Here is a 20,837-nt window from a genome sequence, read left to right as displayed (position 1 = left end):
ATGACACACACAGTAAATGGTTTCATGCTTATCGATGCTCCCCATTCAGCACTCAATAACGCAGGAAATGACAGCAGTGAAAGGACCGAAAATATTGTCAGAGTAAAAGCAATCAGAAAAGGGAAGAAAGTATATCCCTATGTTTCAGGGCAGGCTCTCAGGTACTGGTGGCGGACTACTCTTGAAGAAAAATTCAATTGGAACATTTCTCCTATAGAACGAGAAAAGAAAATAGCGTTTACAAGTGCCAATCCTGTCGAATACGATGATGATGATGTATTCGGATACATGAGAGCTCTCAAAAAGGCAGACGGTGGTACTGTTACAAGACTTTCTGTCTTGAAGAATTCGCCTCTTGTTTCAATCGTTGGTCAGGTTCCTACAGACGATTTTGGAGTGATGGCTCGCCATGAAGGAGATCCCGTTCCTTATGAACACGAATTCTACTCTACGGTTTTGAAGGGAATCTTTTCGCTTGATCTTGACAATGTCGGCGTGTTTTACAAGAGTGAGAAAACGGGATACAGAAACATGTATCCAGAACTGGAAACAATTGCAGAAAAGAATGGGGCAGAGAAAATCGAAGATAAATGGGTAATGTCTACTGAAGTCAGAGAAAAGAGAGCAAAAGATGTACTGAAAGCTCTTCCATACCTTGCAGGTGGTGCAAAGCAAACTTCCCATCTCACTGATGTCTCCCCAAAACTTCTCATACTCGCAGGGATAGACGGAGGAAATCACCTGTTTATGAATCTTGTCAGAGAAGAAAAGGGAGAAGCTCTTGTAGACGTGGCAGCTCTGGAAGAAGTGATTTCCGATTATTCAGATATCCTGTTAACTGATATTTATATTGGAAGACGTAAAGGTTTCATGGAAGATCTTGACCCTGTTTTTAAAGATCTAACTAAAAAATATGCAGGAAATAATCGAAAAGTAATTTACGGCTCTATAAACGAAATGGTTGATTCCTTCGTTCAAACGATTCCCGGGCTGATGAGGTAAGATGAAAGTCTTAAGGATCAAAATTGAGGGCTGGACTGCATCTTTTAGATATCCGGGTTTTATAAGCGGATTTCAGCCTACTCTTCCAGCCCCTCCCCTAAGTACCATTTATGGATTGATTTCAGCAGCAAAAGGAGAGTTAACTGTTCCTGAAGATGTAAATATTGGTTATGTATTTGACTTTGAGAGTAAAGCAGTAGACCTTGAAACAATCTACGAGTTAAGTCCGGGACTTTCTGCAAAATCAAATGTAGTAAAAAGAGAGTTCTTGTACAACCCAGAACTATATCTTTATCTTGACAGGCCCGATTTTGAGAAATATTTCCGTAAGCCTCAACACCCTCTTCTCTTTGGTAGATCTGGAGATTTGGCGAAAGTCTCCGAAATAAAGGAATTAGAGCTTGCAGAAGAAGCTGGAAAGAGATTGGGAAAAACAATCCTTCCTTTTGGAATTAAAGGTGCATATGGACTTGTACAGGCTCTTCCAACTCACTTTACTGATGCAATTCCCAGAAAAGCTGTAGGTGTGAAACCATATCTTTTGATGGATGAGTTTTTCGTCTATCCAGAAAAGTGTTTATTCGATCCTGAAATGGATTGGGCAATCTGGCTTCATAAGAATTGATTGGTAGACACAGGGAGGAAATATGGTCATACTTGCAAAAAAGGACCCGGATGAGACTTTACTGGAACATACAGAAAACGCCCTTAAGGTCTTTAAAAGCATAAAAGATGCATATCCTGAAACTCCTCAAATCTGTGGAGTCCCGGATTTCTGGGAGCATCTCTTCTACTCTATTTTTTTTCATGATTTTGGGAAAGCTGCATCAGGATTCCAAAAATCTCTCTGCGAAGAAGAGAAGTGGAAATACAGGCATGAAGTTCTCTCTGCTGGCTTCACTTCTGGGCTTGAATACGAAAATGAATCAAGAGAAGCTATAGCTTTAGCAATAATCACGCATCATAAAGATGTGTCTTATTTGCGGGAAAAATATCGGATAGACTCAAATCCTCTTGCTAAAAAAAGATATATTGAGAAGCTACAGGAATTAACTCCTAACTTTGAAGAATTAAGAGAGATTCAGAGGAAAATTCCAGAAATTAGTAAGAAGTATCTGGGTTTTGAGCTAAATAAATTTAAAGAAATAAAATCAATTGAGGAAATGGTTGATCCTTACAAAAATTCAATAAAACCTTACAAAAAACAGCTTGATAATGATGAGTTAACAGTTTTACACGGAAAGTACGGGATATTCCTCAAGGGATTTTTAACCGCCTGTGATCATCTGGCATCTGGGGGAAAGTACAGCTTATTATCCGGAATTGAAGACATAAGAGCTGTATATAATTTCTCCGAGCTGAGAAAAACTCAGAGTCAATCATTAGAAACAAAAGGTGATGCCTTTCTAATTGCACCTACTGGAACTGGGAAAACAGAAGCTGCATTGTTCTGGAGTTATGCAAACCAGAATCCTGGCAGATCTAAAAGGGTCTTTTACTTGCTTCCTTATACTGCGAGTATCAATGCAATGTATAAACGACTTCAAAAGGATTTTAAAGATCCTGAATTGATTGGTATCCAGCATGGAAAAGCCATGTACTATTTATATCAAAGCTTTGAGAATGAAGATTACTTGACCGCAACTAAAAAAGCAAAGCAAGTAAAAAGCCTTACCAATAAGATATACAGACCATATAAAATAGCGACTCCACATCAGGTTCTTAAACCCATGTTTGGAATTCGAGGCTTCGAGCAGAATCTTGCAGAAATGTCCAGTGCTCTGTTCATAATGGATGAAATTCACGCATATGATGCTCATATGACTGCTCTGATCCTTGAGACACTCAAGATCCTAAAAGGTTATCAAGCAAATTTCTTAATCATGTCTGCCACTCTTCCTTCTTTTCTTAAAGAAATGTTTAAGCAGGATCTGGAAATCGAAACGGAGATCTCTTTTACAGAACTTGAACTGGATGAGTTTACAAGGCATAGAGTTTCTGTTCTTAAAGGAGGCATTTTAGATAATTTGGATCTGATCAGAAAAGAACTCAATCATAAGAAAAAGGTACTTGTTGTTTGTAATACCGTCGCTCAAGCCCAAAAAATATACAAACTGCTCTCTCAAGGAATAGAAAATTCAGGCTTAATCCATGGAAGATTTATTCTACGAGACAGGGAAAAAATTGAATCAAAATTGAAGAACCTAAACCTTTTAGTCGGTACACAGGCAATAGAGGTTTCCCTTGATATTGATTATGATGTACTATTTTCTGAACCGGCTCCCCTCGATGCACTTATTCAGAGGTTTGGAAGGATTAATCGAAAAGGATGGGAAGAGAAAATAATCAAGCCAGTGTATGTTTTTGAAGAAGGATCTGAAAAAGACAAATATGTTTACAAAAATCAGGAATTAGTCTCTAAAAGTCTAGAGCTGTTAAGTAAAGAGAGTGTTTTAGGAGAAAGCAGAATTCAAGAACTTGTGGACGAAGTTTATTCTAGTGGATATCAGGGTTCGGATCTGGAATCCTTTGAAATGGTGAAAAAGACCTTTTCTAAGTTCTATAGTCAAATTGTTCCTTTCATAAATGAAAAAGAAAATCAGGACGAATTTTATAACCTTTATCAATCAGTTGAAGTTGTTCCTGATCAGTTTAAACTTGAATATCTTGAGGAAATTGAAAATAAAAAATATTTTGAAGCTATGAAATACGTTGTCTCGATAAATCTTGGCCAATACAATAAACTAAAAACTAATAACCAGATCCAGATTGACTCTAATATGATATTTGCAAGTGTTGACTACAATTCTGAACTGGGTCTATTGTTGGACTCAGAAGACACAATAATGGGAGTTTTTAACAAAGATTTTTAAAATCACAAATCAGGATTAAAACCTGATTAACAGGTCTTTAATAAAGAACCCTTCTTTATTCGTGAGCAAGATCCACTAAAACAAGGATTGAAACCGCCAAAAGAAGATGGTATAATTTTTCTGCTTTAACAAAAGGAGGAAACGATGAAAAAAACAGTAATGGTTATTCTGATCGAATCGGTGCACGACCCTATCCGCTATGCCGAATATATTGCAGCGGTTAAGGCCATTGTGGAGCAGCACGGAGGCGAATATCTCGCACGCAGTAACAAAATCACCGCCTTTTGCGGCACCATTAAGCCGGAACGTTCTATCGTCATCGGCTTTGACTCCCTTGCACAGGCTGAAAGTTGTTTTAATTCTCCCGAATACAGGGCTGTCAAGCACCTGCGAGAAGACAGCACGGTATCCAGTGCCTTTTTTATAGACAACGATTAACCTGTCAGGAAAATATTTTTCTTACGGATCAACATACTAAAAAAGAATCATGAAAGAACTTGTAAAAACCATCATCGTAACGGAAGATATCCAACTTAAACAACTGGAACTTTCGGATGCCATCGATATGTTCACTACCATCGACAGGCAGCGGGATTACCTGGGTAAATGGCTGCCGTTTGTTGCGTTTACCAGAGATGTGTCGGACTCGGAGAAGTATATCCGTTCGGTACTTGCTGTCCCTGCCGAAAAAGGGGATTTTGTATTTGTAATCCGGTATAAGGGTGATTTTGCCGGGTTGATCGGCTTCAAGAATACCGACAAACTGAACCGTAAAGCGGAAATCGGGTACTGGCTTTCGGAACCGTGTCAAAAAAAAGGTATCATCACCAGTTCGGTTACGGCCGTGATGCATTTTGCCTTTGAAGAAATGAATATCAACCGGGTTCAAATTAGATGTGCGGTGGGGAACTTCCCCAGCAAAGGCATACCTCAACGCCTCGGATTCCATTTTGAAGGTATTGAACGGGATGGAGAACTGCTAACCGGGGACCGTTTCACCGATATTGAGGTGTATAGCCTGCTGAAAAACGAATTTCTCTCCGCCGGTCATTAGAAACAAAACATGAAACCTTCGGCCGTTTTCACATGATTCGTAATACAATGACTTATCCCGGAAGCAACGAAACAAAAATAGATGCATGGGTGGATGAAATAAAGCTATACGGACATGGTCCTGAAAATTTTAGCAGGTTTTTTAAAATTATATCGCTCAAGTAAAAAATAGCCGCTTAATATGGCCGCTTAATGTAGTCGCTTAATACTGTTTTTCAGAGTTGAAGTTACCTGAGGATTTGCTGTAAATAAGGGAAAACGACCCTGTAGACTGTCGAGAGGTAGCTTCCACTAAAATAAGGATTGAAACTTTGCATTTCCTCCTTTTCGAAGAAATTTTTCCTGAGTCGAGAGGTAGCTTCCACTAAAATAAGGATTGAAATCAAGATAATATCTGTTCATTTCTTCCTCCTAATAACCATTCGCGAGCAAGATCCACTAAAATAAGGATTGAAACTCGATAGGGTTGAGACAGATGAAAATTGAGAGATTCGCGAGCAAGATCCACTAAAAAAAGGATTGAAACAGGGATGTTTTGAGTTTTGTGGGGTGTCTGGAAAAATGATACATATGTTGATATTCTGTTATAACATATTATAATATATGTCTACTATAGCCATTGATCCAGATGTAAAGAAATCACTTAAAGAATTTAAGATCACAGAAAACGAGTCTTATAATTCCATTATCAAACGGCTCATTGTTAAAGTTAAAGAAACTGCAGAGTATAAACCAATGTTCCCAAAAGAAGAGAACACTGAACGAAGAGAATCACATGTCAAAGATTTCGATGCATGGTTGGATAGGAAACTCATAGAAGACAAAGAGATCTTAGACGCACTCGGAAGAAAGTGATATGTTGATTAGCTTAATTGACGTCTTAAAAATTCATCAACGAGTAATTGACTATGACAAAGAAGAGAATCCTGCCGATTATACACCTGCAATTAGATCTCTTGCTACATTAGAGTTACTGTTTGAATATATGATAAAGGAATCTAATACCGTTTTTCAAAATGCTGCAATTGTAGTTTATACCATTGTCTCAAGACATCCGTTTTTTAACGGAAATAAAAGAACAGGATACGAAGCAATGAATTTTGTTCTTGAGGATAGTGGGTATACACTTACATCTACTCCACAAGAAACGATAGAATTTATAGTCAAGATTGCAGCGACTGAAAATGAGATGAAGCCGGCTGAAATTGAAGAATGGATTATTAATCATACCATCAAACAATAAAAATTATTTTATTAACATATGGGCTATCAAAAATAACACAAAAGATTACCTATTTTATTGACCAGTATCTTTTCATGCCTGAAGATAATATTCGTGAGCAAGATCCACTAAAACAAGGATTGAAACACTGGGCAGTATCCGGGAAAGCCGTCTATTCTTATTGATTTTCGAGCAAGATCCACTAAATCAAAAATTGAAACAATACACCGATTTTTTTAATGAAAACGAATTAATATAAAATTTATCTAGTAGGAATTATAAGGAGTTAGTTATGAGCGAACTTTCTAGAAAGCTGAATCAATGCAGAAAACCTTCCGGAGAGGTAGGTAAACTAGTTGCAGACGAAATGAATATCAGCCATTATGAGCTGACAAGCTGGGGCTTGGGAAAAATAGACATTAAGCAGGATAGTGTAATTTTAGATATTGGGTGCGGCGGGGGTAGAACAGTAAACAGGTTGGCCTTACTTGCACCTGAAGGAAAAGTGTTTGGAATTGATTATTCTAATGACTGTGTAAACTGGTCTATCGAATTTAACAAAGAATTAATAGACAGCGGTAAAGTTGAGATACATCACGCAAGTGTAGAAAAAATTCCGTTTGAGGACAATAAATTTGATTTGGCACTGGCAGTTGAAACTGTTTATTTCTGGCCTAACCTCCTTGAAAACGTTTCTGAAATTAAAAGGGTTTTAAAACCTTCCGGCAGAATTATGATACTTAACGAAATGTATGCCAGTCAGAGCTTTAAGGATAGAAATGACCCGTATGTAAAAGCTGGTAATCTTAAACTACATACACCGCAAGAACTGGAGGAACTATTAAAAAGGGCCGGATACGTAAATATACAAACACATATAGTAGAAAATAAAAACTGGATGTGCTGTATAGGAGAAAAAAGTAGCTAACGCTTTATAGTGCCCCGGATGGATAGAGCATACAGATGAATAGAGCGTATAATTAGAAGGCCCATATTCTTTAACACCTAATTATTAAAACTTTTTTGATTTTTTGAGTTTCGAGATCAAGATAGCCTTTTTCCTAATGCCTTCACATAATCTTGTACTTATTAACAAAAAAATTAAAAATTCACTCAAAAATATTAAAATATTCCATTACTTATAATACCTTTATGCTTAGGCCGAAAATTCTAGGGCTGTTCCGCTTATTCCGTTTTGAACTGCCATTTACTGCAGGAGTATGCGTGATACTGGGAGAGTTACTGGCATTAGGTACACTTCCTACCACAACTGAAATTGTATTGGGGTTTCTAAGCATTTTTTTTATTTCGGCTACGTCTCTCATTCTTAACGACTATTTTGATCTCGAAATTGACAGAATAAATGCACCCGAAAGACCACTCCCAGCAGGCCTTGTTACTGAGCGAGAAGTCGTTTTACTCTCCATTGTTGTGGCAATACTTGGACTTATCACAAGTTACCTGATTAGTTTAGAGGCTTTATTAGTAGTTATTCTGGTCTGGGCAGTTGGTTTGCTTTACAACTGGCGGTTCAAAAAGGCTGGTCTTATTGGAAATCTAATGGTCAGCTTTTCGGTTGGAATGACTTTTATTTTTGGTGGTATAGCAGTAAACAAACCATTTGAAATAATAGTCTGGTTTTTTGCGGTTATAGTAATGCTTGTAGATTTAGGAGAAGAGATTGCGGCAGACGCTATGGATATTGAAGGTGATAGGCAGGCAGGGTCACGTTCCCTGGCCCTGGTAATTGGTCGCGAAAAAGCATTGAAAATCAGCGGAGCAGCTTTCTTACTGGTAGTTGCTGCAAGTATCATGCCGTTTTTGTTGGGCTGGTTAGAACGGATTTATCTGTTTCCTATTTTACTGATGGACCTGGTTATTCTGTACTCAACAGGTAAATTGTTAGACTCAAGAACAGTAAATCGACGAATTTACATTCGCTGGATATACCTGACTGGATTGGTGGCATTCTTAATTTTCATATTCATTCGAATAGTCACGTGAAAGTATTGTGGCAGTTTGATTCCAAGCTTCTCAACACTGCGTACACCGAACAAGTACGAGAATTCGCCCACAACTCGTGGATTCTGTCCAGCGGATTTTACCCAGTGGATCTTGCCCGGCGGATTCGGTATCTGGTGGTTTCATCCACCAAGTCTTGCTCTTAAGGTAATAACAGGCCAAACTCGTAAATATTGAGATATATACTTGGATTATGCATTTCTCTTTCCCGTTCCTTTTCCGTTTATCTTTTCCGTTTATTTTTTCCATTTATCTTTTCCATTTATCTTTCCCTTTTCATTATTGCTGGAAGAAATGTAAAAATAGTTAAAACCCTCTTTATAAACATCTTATACACCATTGCAGGTGAGCCGATGCCAGATATGACAGAACTTCTACATCACGCAGTAATGGCTCCTTCGGGGCACAATACACAGCCCTGGAAGTTCAAGATAAAAGAGAATGCAGTTTTTATTTATCCAGATATCTCAAGGAGACTCCCGGTTGTTGACCCCCTGGAAAGGGAGCTATATATAAGCCTCGGATGTGCACTGGAGAATCTGGTAATAGCTGCCGAGCATGAAGGGTACAGAGCACTGGTGGGATACTCTTTTGAGGACGGGGCTATTTCTGTAAATCTAGAGCTTGCAGACGGTAAAGCCAATAATGACTGGCTTTTCAATGTTATCCCTATAAAGCAGAGTACTCGAAGACAATATGATGGAAGACCTATTCCTGGAGCTGATATGGAAAGGCTTGCATCACTGCCATTAGAGCAGGGAGTGTCTGTGCTTTTTGTGACTGAACCGGAAAAAATAGAAGGGATAATAGGGCTTGTTAAGGAAGGCAACAGCATACAGATGAATGACCGGGATTTTATGCAGGAACTGATTTCATGGATAAGATTCAACGAGGCCGAAGCAAACCGATATCGTGATGGCCTTAGCTCAAAGGCCATGGGAAATCCGTCATCGCCTCGCTTCATAGGGAAACTATTCATGAAATTCTTTTTGAATTCTAAGGGCCAATCGAAAAAGGATGAAAAACACATCAGAAGCTCGTCTGTGTTGATGGTCTTACTGTCGGAAAACGATGATATAAACTCCTGGATCAATACAGGGCGAAGTTTTGAAAGGTTGGCATTATGTGCCACAGCTCTTGGTATCAAAAACGCCCACATCAATCAGCCGTGCGAAGTGCCGGAACTCAAAAAAAAGTTACAAAAGCTATTGTCCACAGGCAACATGCACCCCCAGCTTTTACTACGTCTGGGATATGCAGAGTCTCTTCCCAGATCCCTGAGAAGACCTGTGTCCGAGGTTATAATCTGAATATCGCCCGTTAACAGGTAATGCTCGAGCCGACTTTCGGTAGATTGACATTTCATTTTCTATAATCATTAATGATAACGATTTTGAAATTATGCACCCTAATTGTGTGTAGTTATTAGGTTTACATATGATTCAAACATAATCTCTCATACTAAACTTTAATTGAAAATGATTAAGTGTTTATATGTGTCGTTGGAGTTGAGCCACATGTTAACCAGCTTTAAACCTCACATAAAGTAAGTGAATGTTCAAAAATGGCATCATGATAATTATTCAAATTCCTAATGTCGACCTGCCGAAAGTAGGTTCAAGAGCAATGTCCACTAAAAAAGGGCAAAGCAGACTACAATTACAAAAAAGAGAAAAACAAAAAAGAGAAAAAATACAATTTTTATAAAAAACAAAGTATTTTAGTTCATATTTTCAATAGTCACTGCAGGAATAAACTGTTATTCCGTAGTCACTCCATCGAATTCCGCTTCATTGGCTTCAGCTTCTTCTTTTGTCGCACGCACGATTCCATCCTTGTGGTGCGCCGGTGAATAGATTGTATAGAGTTTCAGCTCCTCCGTTTCCGAGGTGTTGATGACATTATGCTGCGCGCCGGCCGGTACAACCACTGCAACACCGTCACTAAGTTCGTATTCGTTACCGTCAATTATGCACTTCCCCTTCCCCTGCTCAAAACGGAAAAACTGGTCGTTTTCCTCATGCACTTCCATCCCGATTTCTTCCCCGGGTTTGAGGCTCATAAGTACCAGCTGGCTATGTTTTGAGGTATAGAGTACCTTGCGGAAATTGCCATTTTCCAGAGTGGCTTCTTCGATATTTATAGAAAATCCTTTCATATATTTTCATTTATGGTTAGTTGTATATAAGAGTATTTGAGAGCAATAATTGCCAAATATATACCTTGAGAGGGATTGAAAATATTAATTGCATAACTTTAACCTGAGTTACTTATTTATGTTCCTGAATAAAGTTTCTAAAAACGATTATTGAAAAAATAATTAGCTTCGGGAATTTAATAAAAGTACATTTCCTTTTGTTAGTGTACCAAGAAGACAAATGACACTATTAAAAAAGGTACGATAGATCACGATCAGGCGTTCGAGTTAAAATTTAAAACTCAGTCTCAAGCAAGAACCGCATTAATAGTATTTTCCCTATGTGGAATGCTTTCTTTTGAGTATCTTACAATTAATTTTGTGGAGCTCTCTAAAAACTATATTTACGGATTTGGATTTGTTGCAAACAGGTTTCTGATGCTTGAAATTTATGCGAATAATGGAAGGACTTTCTAAAAGCTCGAGAAAAATATTTCCCATTTTTAGTCAGATATGAAAATATAACAGTCTCTTATTTTACCTCAAAAGATTAATATACTTGTAAATACTATTTTTATATAATAAAAGTAATATTAATATTACAACATTTTAATCATTCAAAGTGTGAAAAGCTCTTTATTTAATTATTTTATAACAACTAATATCCATAAATCATAGTTTAAACTCATTGTTTAATGTATCTACAAATTTGAAACTCTTGTATCTGCAATCTGAAAAAGATTTCACAAATCAAAATCACTTAAAAAAAGGAAGTGAGAATTTTGGATACTCAAAATATGAAGGATCTCATCAGGAAATTTAATGCCTGTATTGAAAAGAATAAAGACCATCAGGCTTATTCAGACTTTAAAGAAGGAGTAAATAAAGGTCTGGATATAGCCAAATACACTTTCGAGGATAATCTGGAAAAACTCTCTCTTTCCGAATTGGATGAAGGTCCAGCTGAAAAGATAAAAGGCCTGGAGAATAACTTTAACCAGCTCTTAGACGGTATCACCCTGTCAAAAAAGCCGAATTTCTCAGAGCAGCGCCTGGATGGAGTGTATACCGGATTTGAAAAATCTAAAAAAATATTTAAAGAATTTATAACCGATTCATTCCCCATGGAAAACACATAAAAGCCTCATGACTTTAATTAAGTTTAGGAGCTCTATATCTTTGAGGGAATTAAAAGTTATATTTTTATTTTATTGGATTTAAAACCTCTATTTTGTTATTATTGAGCTCTAAACCTCTATTTTGTTATTATTGAGCTCTAAACCTCTATTTCGTTATTATTGAGCTCTAAACCTTTATTTTTTATTGAGCTTAAAATTTCGATTCCTTATTTACTGAGCTTAAAACTTCTATTTTATAATTGAACTTAAAAACTCGGATTTTTAAAACCAGTGCATCGATTTTCAAATACATGCATAATAAGAAAATAATTCCAGCCTATTACGCAAATATTATTTTAAAGTTATATGGAATTCTGCAACACGGAAAACGCAGTTGGCCGCGGAGTGATTCGGTCTGGATATTACACCACGGAAAACACGGAAAGCACGGAAGAAACACACCTTTACTACTTATTTCCGTGTCTTCCGTGCTTTCAGTGGCTTTCAAAAATTCACTTTGGACATATTTTGGAATCAATGTACTAGTACTGGCTTTTTAATTTAAACACTGCTTCTCCTATCAAAAACATAATAAAAGCAGAGTATTGATAAACGAAAAACCGCAGGAAACAGGGAAGGTGATAACATGCTGACCAAAGATAACTCAATAATTGAAGAAGACAAACAGTCCATACTAAGAAAAGGAACTAAATTTAGGAAGGAACTCGAGTAGAAGGTATAAGGAAGCTTTGAACCGCGCCCGATTAACCAGAACGGCGGTTTACTGTAGATAGGAAGGTATTACACCCATCAGAGCCCGCTAACAGAAGAGGAAAAAGTCGAAATTGAAATATTCTTTATCAGATGATTACCTGCAGAAACTGCAACCCTGCCAGAGATAAAAAATAACCCGGAAAATGAGAATATTCGAGAGCAAGAACCAGCTTGATAGGAACTAAAACAATTTTTTTGGAACTACCCTGCTGGCATTGGATAAAACTGCCTGTTTTGCAAAAAAATTTGTTTAAAAAAATTTGAAATAAATTTAATGCAATTTTAGATCATTTTTGCCCTTTAAAAAGACTATTATTAGAATATGAAGGAAAAAACCCGATTTTAATATTCAATACATTATTGCTATTTACATACAGTTTACGTGAAAAGTCATATAAAATATAAATTATCCAACATATAAAGTATAAATATTCCAACTATATATAATATGATTTAAGTTTTATCAGTGAATTTTGTATTCAGCCAGATTAAACGGTGAGATTTAAAAGGCATTAAATGTGATTTTGTAGCTAAAAGGGGAATTATAGGCATTTAATATAGTTTTAAAGCATTTTCACTGATTTTGGCAAACCCTCAGATTTGAAACTCTTAAAAATAGAAACGTACCGAAAATGTTAAAAAGGATGTAAAATAATCGTTTTTAATATTATATGAAGACAAAAAGGAGCAACTAAGACGTCACCAATCGAAATACAAACCTCAGTATGTGCATTGTTGTTTATGTCTATCTGTGTAGCAACTTTGTTCTTCAGCTGTAAGCTTTTTGCTTGGAAATACTCGAATTACAATAAAATTAGCAAATTTATGAAACTAATAAAGTATGATAAAGTATAATAAAGTATAATAAAGCATAAAGGGAGAAATAAACACAGTTTTCAATTTTGTATAGTTGGTTTTATCCAGCTTTAAGTTTTCCATTTTCTTTAGTATGTATATATTTTTAATTTTTTTACACACTCTGCGTTCTCTGCATTTTCAGATCTCTATGTTCGATCAGAATTTGCTACATTATTCAGAGAATTAGATAGCTGAAATTTCTATTCGCAAGGAATGCCTATAAAAATAGAGACGTGAACTACCTCTCCCTGAATTCTTCGCCTTTCGGCTCCGTTTCGAGGGAGAAGTTTCCTGGTTCATTCCTTTCTCTTTTGAGAACAAGTCCCCAAGCCCTTCCCCGCGTTCCGTAGGTGTCAAATAACTATAAAATTTTGATCTTGAAGTGAGAATTTTTTGATATTGATTGCAGCATTAATGTCCCTATCATGTTTTGTATTACAATCAGGACATTCCCATTCTCTATCTTTTAATGTCAAATCTAAATTATAATATCCGCAAACACTACAAAGTTTAGATGAGGGTTCAAACTGTCCAATTCTCAGGATAGTTTTCCCTAACCATTCTGCTTTGTATTCTAATTTTATAACAAAGCTACTCCATGCAGAATCACTTATAGACTGAGCTAAACAATGATTTTTCTGCATACTTTTTACATTCAGAGTTTCCAACGCAATAGCTTGGTTCTCGCTGATAAGTTTAGAAGAGAGTTTATGCTGGAAATCGTTCCTCTGATTGCTAATTTTTTCGTGGAGTTTTGAAAGTAACAGTCTGGCTTTATCTCGATTTTTAGAACCTTTAACCTTTCTACTTACTCTTTTTTGCAGGACTTTCAACCGGTTAAGAGAGTTTTTCAAGTATTTAGGGTTTTCAACCTTTTCACCTGTAGAAAGAACTGCAAAATCCTTAATTCCTACATCTATGCCTATTGTAGTAGATTCTGAAAAATCCTGTTTTGCAGGAAGTTCTTTTCCATCTTCAACAAGAATACTGATATAGTATTTTCCAGTGCAGGTCTTTGATATGGTTGCTGTTTTCAGAGTGCCTTCAAACCGCCTGTGAAGAATTGCTTTAACTTCACCAATCTTAGGAAGTTTTACAAGACTCTTTTCAAAATTTACGGTATAATGTTGTGGCATTTGATATGATTGAACAGAATTTTTCTTAGATTTGAATCTGGGAAATCCAGTTTTTTCTCTGAAAAATCTGGTAAACGCGGATTTTACATTTACTAAGCATGCCAACAAAGCTTGAGAATTAGCTTCTTTCAACCATTCATTAGCAGGTTTTACTTCGTGGACTAAAATTCGTTGTAAGTCAAACCGTGAGATGGATTTATTGTATTGTTCATAAGTTTTTATTTTCTGTTCTAAAGCCCAATTATAAACAAATCTACAAGCTCCAAAATGAACTTTTATAAGTCGTTTCTGATCTTTGTTGGGGTAGATTCGGTATAGGCTTTTAACATCCGAGAGTAATAGGGTTTAAAAAAAATAAATAATTTTTGTTAAAGAATATTCTTTGAAGTTGACGGCTTTCATCCCCCACCTGCAACTTCCGGTTCTCAACGGAAGCTGTCGAGGAAGGGGACTTCACACCTCAGACTTAAATTATTCAGGAGAAATATAAAGATAATTATGAGAGTTCACGAGCAAAAACAATAATAGAAAATGTTGACAACTAGACAAAATGGATATATAAAATGGGACATATAAATTTCTATGCAATATTTAGATTAATGGGAATTTTTTCAGTCATAGGGGGGAATTATGAACCAGAAAGAAGGCAAGACAATGTTTGGCGTCTGTCCGAACTGCGGAAAGCCATTCAGGATAGAACCAACAGGTGGTGAGGACGAATGGCGCTACTGTGCAGAAGTTTGCATAAACCCTGCAGCAATACCTACAGGAGCAAGGCTGCAGCCCGATCAGGCTACATTACGCTACGTAGACGGAAATATGAATGAGTACATGCGAATGAATATATCAAAGTTCATGGCATTGATCCTCTGCCCATCTGGAAAGCAATAGAGAAATGGCGTGAAGAGCAAATTAGCAAGTGGAAAATAAAAACTTAATATATATCAACCTAAATTCTTTATTTTTTGCTTTCAGCTGTTTTTTGCTTTTTTACATTTTATGTTTTTTATTACTTTAGATATTTTCTTCACTTATACTGCCTTTTCAGCCTCTTAATATTTAATTTAATTTTCTCAGGCGTGCCAAATCGCGAGCAAAATATACTAAAACTAAAATACTGGCTGGCCTGTAGTAACCTACATTCCGCAGTATTTTTTTGAAAATCAATATTTTTCATGATAGCGTTTTTGGAACAGAGTAAATAATTTGGATTTTTAATGGTATTTGGTGAAAAATTGAATGATATCGTTTTTGGTCTCTAAATACACCACATCGTTGCTTTTACCTACTGCATAAAAGTCCAATAAATCCATGTTTGATTGAAAATCAATAGCAGTAAAAATATGAATTTACAAAAATTTACTGCGGAAAGTGGGATAAATGCAAAAAGTAAAACTAAAATATCGTACTCATAATCATTGAAAGAATTTCCCGATTTTGCCAAAAATAATGTACTTATAATCATTGAAAAAACTTGTCAATTTTGCCAATAAAATGCCTGAGGAGTTATTGAAAGAAAAAAAGTCCAATAAATCTACATTTGATTGAAAATCGCTAGCAGTAAAAATATGAATTTACAAAAATTTACTGCGGAAAGTGAGTAGTAAGAGAGGAAATTAAGAAAACTCGGTATACCAGATAAATTTATGAGAAGTTCGATTAATAACTAGAGGAATTAGATTAATTGCTTGAGTTAGTGAACTACCTGAACCCCGATAATCCTAATCTGAAAAAAATAGATTATAGAACTCAATTATGGATAGAGATTTTAAAATGACCTCAGTAGGTATTATCTGGTGAGAGAAAACCAAAGAAGTACACATATAAAAGCATATTATTCGTCATCGGTTAAGGATTTATTTCCGTCGTCTGTTGCTCTTTTTGAATCCTATTCACTCATTTTTTATTCAAGCCATTCGTCTCTAAACCTTTCTCTGTTTACATGCGGATCTAATGCTTGACTTTCATATATACTGGTTGAAGATCAGGATGAAAAGATAAAGAGCTTAAAGGACAAATTAGACCTCCTTCTAGCACGATTGTCATCGAAAAACCGCTTTAGACCAAAAGCCGCTTGTGCAGAATAAATGAAGAATTTGAAAAATCCAGAAACTATCTGCAGAACTTTAGATCTGTAGAACTTTTAAAATATTATATATAAATCGGGTTAAAACATAAGAATCCTATTTTTGACAATAAACAATTTTAATATATTTATTTATTGTCGTTTAAGGTTACTCCTCGTATCTCTAATAGTTCAGATAACCTATTCAAAGCGTATTTTTTTTCATTTATCGAAATCTGTAGTTTATTAACTTCGGCTTCTAATTGCGCGATTTCAATTTTTAACTGTAGTATCTGCTCTTTAATAAGATCATTACTTTGCATTATATCCGCCCAATAACGATGTGTTAACCCTTAACTAAATGATATTGCGTATGCAGATGGTATGTATAAATCGACGCTATATGCAAGTCAATGCTACGTGTAAATCAATGCTAGATATAGATCAATGTTATGTATAAATCAATACGTTTTCACTTTTTATATATTCACTTTATCATACTTACCTCTGATAATGTACAAACTGTCATTATCCGTTTCTCTGCCTGCGGTTAATGCAACTTAAAAATCTTGTTAATAAAAAGTCTTGTTAATAAAAAATCTTGTTAATATATTCACAGATAGAACTCTCTGAATAGAAACTGAGACAATTTTCTATTACTTTTCATATTCTCCTATACTGTTTCAAATTTCCTTATTCCTTTTATCACTTTTAGCAAATGAGAATTGCAGGCTAAGAAATATACCACTCGACGGATAGATATATGTACTATTCGAAAACAAAATTCACTAAAATATGAATTGAAATGCCTTAATCAAGAGCGAGCTGCATTATTTTTTAAATAATTAAAAAGGAAGCTTAAATAAAAAGACATTGAAGCCGTTCAACTAAAAAGACATTGAAACCGTACTGCAGAAGAAAAACACTTGTTTCAAAACACTTGTTTCGAAGCTATTTCATTCAAAAGGCAGATCCAGTTCAACAGGAATTGAAAAACCCTGTTGCTTGCCTGGACGTATAATAGTGAAATTTACGTTCAGTATTGTCAAAGTAAAAGTGATCTGAAGATTTAAATAAAGACGGATTTACCGGTTTGAAAGCCCTGTAACAGACGGAGAAAAAAAAATGGCATCAGTTGAAACGACTGAAAGGTTGGGATGTAGCCTTGGCTTTTTCTCAACTTTTGCAATCGGCACCGGCACTATGATTGGAGCTGGGATATTCGTTCTTCCGGGAATTGCTTTAGCAGATGCGGGTTCTGGAGCAATAATCTCTTTTCTGCTTGGTGGGCTTATTTCAATAGCCACAGCCATCAGCATGTCAGAGCTGGCAACCGGCATGCCCCTGGCAGGAGGCAGCTATTACTATATCAGCAGGACGATGGGAGCTGCACTTGGTGCAATAATCGGCCTTGGCTCCTGGCTGGCCTTAATTTTCAAGGGCACATTTGCACTCATCGGTCTTGCAGAATACGCTCAGATCTTCTATCCCCTGCCCCTATATTTCGTAGCAGCTGCAACCGGCGTGATCCTGTTAGTGATTAACTATCGTGGGGCAAAAAGCAGCGGTTCACTGCAGAACTTTATTGTGATCTTTTTGCTGGTAATCCTGGCTCTCTTCATAGCCCGAGTATCTTTTATGGTTAATCCGGCTAACCTTTCACCTGCTACATCTTACGGGGGTACATCGATAATCACGACAGCAGGAGTTATTTTTATATCCTATCTTGGGCTTGCAGAAGCTGCCGCAGTGTCCGAGGAAGTAAAAAATCCATCAAAAACCCTGCCCCTGGCGTTTATCGCATCAGCCGTTGTAGTAACCTTATTTTACGTTAGCACAATGGCAGTAGTTGTAGGGTTCTCTGATCCTCAAGTAACCGGAAAATCAATTACTCCCCTGGCCGATATTGCAGGTCTACTGGCAGGAGAATCCGGAAGAATAGCAATATCCCTGAGTGCGCTGCTTGCTACCCTTTCCACAGCCAACGGCGCTATATTATCATCTTCCAGATTTCCTTTTGCCATGAGCAGGGATGCACTTATGCCGGAATGGTTTGTCCTTATCCATCAAAAATTTGAAACTCCTCATAACGCTATACTTGTAACAGGAATAGTTATGGTCTTGCTTTTATTCCTGTTTGACATAGAGGAGCTTGCAAGACTGGGTGGAGCTTTTAATATTTTGATATTTATCCTACTAAATATGGCAGTGATAATCCTCAGAAAAAGAAACCTGCCAGGATATGAACCCACTTTTCGCGACCCGTTTTTCCCCTATACACAAATCTTCGGGATCGTTGGGAGCATAGTACTGCTTCCCCTGCTTGGTGGGCTACCTCTTCTTTTCACCATAATGATGATTTTTGCTGGAATTGGCTGGTACTCATTCTACGGAAGGGGCAAAGCCGTCCCAGAATATAACTTATTCGACTTGCTGGAGAATACTGTTGAAAAAAAGGAAATAGAACCTGTTCCCCTGGTTAAAGTTCTTGTTCCGATCTCCAACCAGAAACATGAGCGTGACCTTTTGAAACTGGCAGATTTTATGGGGAGCGAGATAATTTGCCTCCACGTTATCGAGGTTCCGGATCAAACAAACTTAAAGTTAGCTCAAGAAGCCTATCATGAGAAAAAGATAGAAATGGACTGCCGTTTCAAAGAAGAATTCGAGAATTATCCTGCAATTCTCGGGCATAAAAGAGAATATATTGCTGCCTTTGACCACAACATATCAAACTCAATTCTGGAGCAGGCTGAAATTGAGCATGCAGATATGATTATTATGGGATGGCACGAGCCAAAGAGATTCGAGTATTCACATGGTGTTACAAACCAGGTTCTCCTGTCCTCAAAAAGTCCAATCGCGTTATTAAAGGGACATCTGCCTGACAGCATTAACAAAATCCTTGTAGGGTATAATGGTAAAGAAAACTCGATCTACGGTCTCTCTCTCGCAGAAAAACTGGCTGTAAACACAGGCGCTGGAATAGAAATTATCAGTATCATTAGCCCTGATGAAGCCCAGGAAAACAGGCAGAAAATTACTGATGAACTTGAAAGCCTCGTTAAAAAAATAAGTTCCATACCTGTTAGTTTTAGAGTACTGGAGAAATATTCCATAGAAGATGCTCTACTGGAGGCTTCAAACAACAATGACCTGACAATCATTGGCGACTCAAGTGAAAGATTTAAGATTTCTTTACTTGGGACTCTATCGCAGAGGATTGCCAAGCATTCTAAGAAACCTATAGTGGTAGTCAAGAAATCAAAACCGATCTCAAAAGAAAGCTTTAATTATCTGGTTAAAAAGCACGCCCGCAAAATATATGCAAGACTCAGAGGAAAAGAGGTCAAACTAAACTCAGATAAATCAGCAGTTTTGGCTTAAAAGAATTCAGTTCATATCCGGTCCCATGAAGTGAGATGGAAAATTCTAGATGGAAAACTCTACTATTAGATTGGGAAAAGGCGAGGTACTTGTACATTGCCACGCAGTCTTTCTCGACAATCGCGTGGGATCGACAGCAAGAGGCTTTTACTCGATACTATAAGGCCTTCGCTTTGGCATAGTTGACGTTTTTCGGTCAAGCCTTTTTTGAAGAAGCTTGTAGCAGTGAAAAATGGTGCCTGGGCAAAAGCTGACGCTGAACAACTTAACCCGCTAAACCCAGGTCTCGAATCTGCAAAGTTGTAAGTTTTTGAACATGTAAACCGTTTTCCGTCTATCGTTTCAGTCTCAAAAGTTTAGATTTTTAGTTAGAAAGTCGAGCTATATATAGAAGGTCAATATAAGAGTAATATAACATTCTAGGCAAAAGCTTATAAAAATAATTAAATTTGATAATTAATAGCTTTTGTTTTTTTAAGTGCGAAGTCCAAATGGACAATACACATTTGATAGGGGGAGCACTATGTCAGTTAAAATCGAATGGCAAATTTTTAAAGCCGAAACCCGGAGCGATGGCACGTGGAATTCGAACAGTCCTGCCCTTGCAGAGCTGCTCAACGCCATAGCAAGCCCGGAAAAAATTAAGGAACCTGCTCTGGATATTGAAGACGCTATGGCCCATCTGGCCATCAAAGGATTACCGTATTTCAGAATAACCGAGACCACTTCCGGGAATACCAGAGAGAATAACAGCATTAAAAAGCCTTCAGTGGCCATATGCTAGCATGAACTCACAGGTAAAAACCAGTAAAAATAGACAATTTGTGTTCGGTCAAAACACAATCTAAAGAAAATGTGTTATTTTCATTGCATTTCTATTAAACCTGTAGTAGTATCGGAAAAATAAAATAGTATAATATTTATATCAAATTATATTATTTTTATTTTATTTTATTTTATTTTATTTTATCCAGATTAATTTAATATAATTTGATTTAATTTAATGTAATTTAATTTAGTTTAATTTAATATAATTTAATTTAATATAATTTAATTTAATATAGTTTAATTTAGGTTAATTTAGGTTAATTTAGGTTAATTTAGGTTAATTTAGGTTAATTTAGGTTAATTTAGTTTAATTTAGTTTAGTTTAATTTAATTGTATGAGACATCTTTTACACATAGTCTAG

Annotated in this window: 16 protein-coding genes; 14 read left to right on the top strand and 2 right to left on the bottom strand. The window is 36.5% G+C overall.

Annotated features, from left to right (window positions below; translation table 11 throughout):
• The 10 genes from cas7i (at position 1) to MSBRW_RS03640 (ending at position 9,482) form a co-directional block, all read left to right on the top strand.
• Positions 1-1,002 (top strand): type I-B CRISPR-associated protein Cas7/Cst2/DevR, encoded by a 1,002-nt coding sequence (gene cas7i, locus MSBRW_RS03685; RefSeq protein WP_011305346.1) that lies wholly within the window; start codon positions 1-3, stop codon positions 1,000-1,002.
• 1 nt (position 1,003) lies between these two features.
• A complete protein-coding gene (gene cas5b / locus MSBRW_RS03680) occupies positions 1,004-1,627 on the top strand; it encodes a type I-B CRISPR-associated protein Cas5b (RefSeq protein ID WP_011305347.1) in 624 nt (207 codons plus the stop codon).
• Between the two features lie 22 nt (positions 1,628-1,649).
• The gene (locus MSBRW_RS03675; RefSeq protein WP_011305348.1) at positions 1,650-3,875 is read left to right on the top strand and encodes a CRISPR-associated helicase/endonuclease Cas3; all 2,226 of its coding nucleotides are present in this window, start codon (positions 1,650-1,652) and stop codon (positions 3,873-3,875) included.
• 144 nt (positions 3,876-4,019) lie between these two features.
• The gene (locus MSBRW_RS03670) at positions 4,020-4,313 is read left to right on the top strand and encodes a DUF1330 domain-containing protein (RefSeq protein ID WP_011305349.1); all 294 of its coding nucleotides are present in this window, start codon (positions 4,020-4,022) and stop codon (positions 4,311-4,313) included.
• A gap of 49 nt (positions 4,314-4,362) precedes the next feature.
• Positions 4,363-4,929 (top strand): GNAT family N-acetyltransferase, encoded by a 567-nt coding sequence (locus MSBRW_RS03665; RefSeq protein ID WP_011305350.1) that lies wholly within the window; start codon positions 4,363-4,365, stop codon positions 4,927-4,929.
• Positions 4,930-5,531: 602 nt separating this feature from the next.
• The gene (locus tag MSBRW_RS03660) at positions 5,532-5,783 is read left to right on the top strand and encodes a DUF7557 family protein (RefSeq protein WP_011305351.1); all 252 of its coding nucleotides are present in this window, start codon (positions 5,532-5,534) and stop codon (positions 5,781-5,783) included.
• A gap of 1 nt (position 5,784) precedes the next feature.
• Positions 5,785-6,171, top strand: a complete 387-nt coding sequence (locus MSBRW_RS03655; protein WP_011305352.1) for a type II toxin-antitoxin system death-on-curing family toxin — start codon at positions 5,785-5,787, stop codon at positions 6,169-6,171.
• A 271-nt stretch (positions 6,172-6,442) separates the two neighbouring features.
• Entirely contained in the window at positions 6,443-7,078 is a 636-nt protein-coding gene (locus MSBRW_RS03650; protein WP_011305353.1) for a class I SAM-dependent methyltransferase, read from the top strand.
• A 224-nt stretch (positions 7,079-7,302) separates the two neighbouring features.
• The gene (locus MSBRW_RS03645; protein ID WP_011305354.1) at positions 7,303-8,154 is read left to right on the top strand and encodes a UbiA family prenyltransferase; all 852 of its coding nucleotides are present in this window, start codon (positions 7,303-7,305) and stop codon (positions 8,152-8,154) included.
• Between the two features lie 371 nt (positions 8,155-8,525).
• Positions 8,526-9,482 (top strand): Acg family FMN-binding oxidoreductase, encoded by a 957-nt coding sequence (locus MSBRW_RS03640; RefSeq protein ID WP_011305355.1) that lies wholly within the window; start codon positions 8,526-8,528, stop codon positions 9,480-9,482.
• A gap of 449 nt (positions 9,483-9,931) precedes the next feature.
• Here the strand turns inward: MSBRW_RS03640 and MSBRW_RS03635 are convergent, their stop codons facing one another.
• The gene (locus MSBRW_RS03635) at positions 9,932-10,330 is read right to left on the bottom strand and encodes a cupin domain-containing protein (protein WP_011305356.1); all 399 of its coding nucleotides are present in this window, start codon (positions 10,328-10,330) and stop codon (positions 9,932-9,934) included.
• A 761-nt stretch (positions 10,331-11,091) separates the two neighbouring features.
• Between MSBRW_RS03635 and MSBRW_RS03630 the strand changes: the two genes are divergently transcribed.
• Positions 11,092-11,448, top strand: a complete 357-nt coding sequence (locus MSBRW_RS03630; RefSeq protein ID WP_155398102.1) for a hypothetical protein — start codon at positions 11,092-11,094, stop codon at positions 11,446-11,448.
• A 1,964-nt stretch (positions 11,449-13,412) separates the two neighbouring features.
• On the opposite strand, the gene MSBRW_RS03625 is transcribed toward MSBRW_RS03630, so the two are convergent.
• Positions 13,413-14,504, bottom strand: coding sequence for an RNA-guided endonuclease TnpB family protein (locus tag MSBRW_RS03625; RefSeq protein WP_048102392.1), 1,092 nt, complete (start codon positions 14,502-14,504; stop codon positions 13,413-13,415).
• 321 nt (positions 14,505-14,825) lie between these two features.
• On the opposite strand from MSBRW_RS03625, the gene MSBRW_RS03620 reads away from it, so the two are divergent.
• From MSBRW_RS03620 to MSBRW_RS03610, 3 genes are all read left to right on the top strand, one after another.
• Positions 14,826-15,086: a hypothetical protein gene (locus tag MSBRW_RS03620; RefSeq protein WP_011305359.1), complete on the top strand. Its 261-nt coding sequence runs from the start codon at positions 14,826-14,828 to the stop codon at positions 15,084-15,086.
• Between the two features lie 2,299 nt (positions 15,087-17,385).
• Positions 17,386-19,647 (top strand): amino acid permease, encoded by a 2,262-nt coding sequence (locus MSBRW_RS03615; RefSeq protein ID WP_011305360.1) that lies wholly within the window; start codon positions 17,386-17,388, stop codon positions 19,645-19,647.
• Positions 19,648-20,170: 523 nt separating this feature from the next.
• Positions 20,171-20,431: a hypothetical protein gene (locus tag MSBRW_RS03610; RefSeq protein ID WP_011305361.1), complete on the top strand. Its 261-nt coding sequence runs from the start codon at positions 20,171-20,173 to the stop codon at positions 20,429-20,431.
• The last annotated feature ends 406 nt before the right edge of the window (positions 20,432-20,837 follow it).

Source organism: Methanosarcina barkeri str. Wiesmoor, assembly GCF_000969985.1.
Classification (GTDB): Archaea; Halobacteriota; Methanosarcinia; order Methanosarcinales; family Methanosarcinaceae; genus Methanosarcina; species Methanosarcina barkeri_B.
Note: the sequence above shows the minus strand (reverse complement) of the source record. Positions and strands in the feature narration are given on the sequence as shown.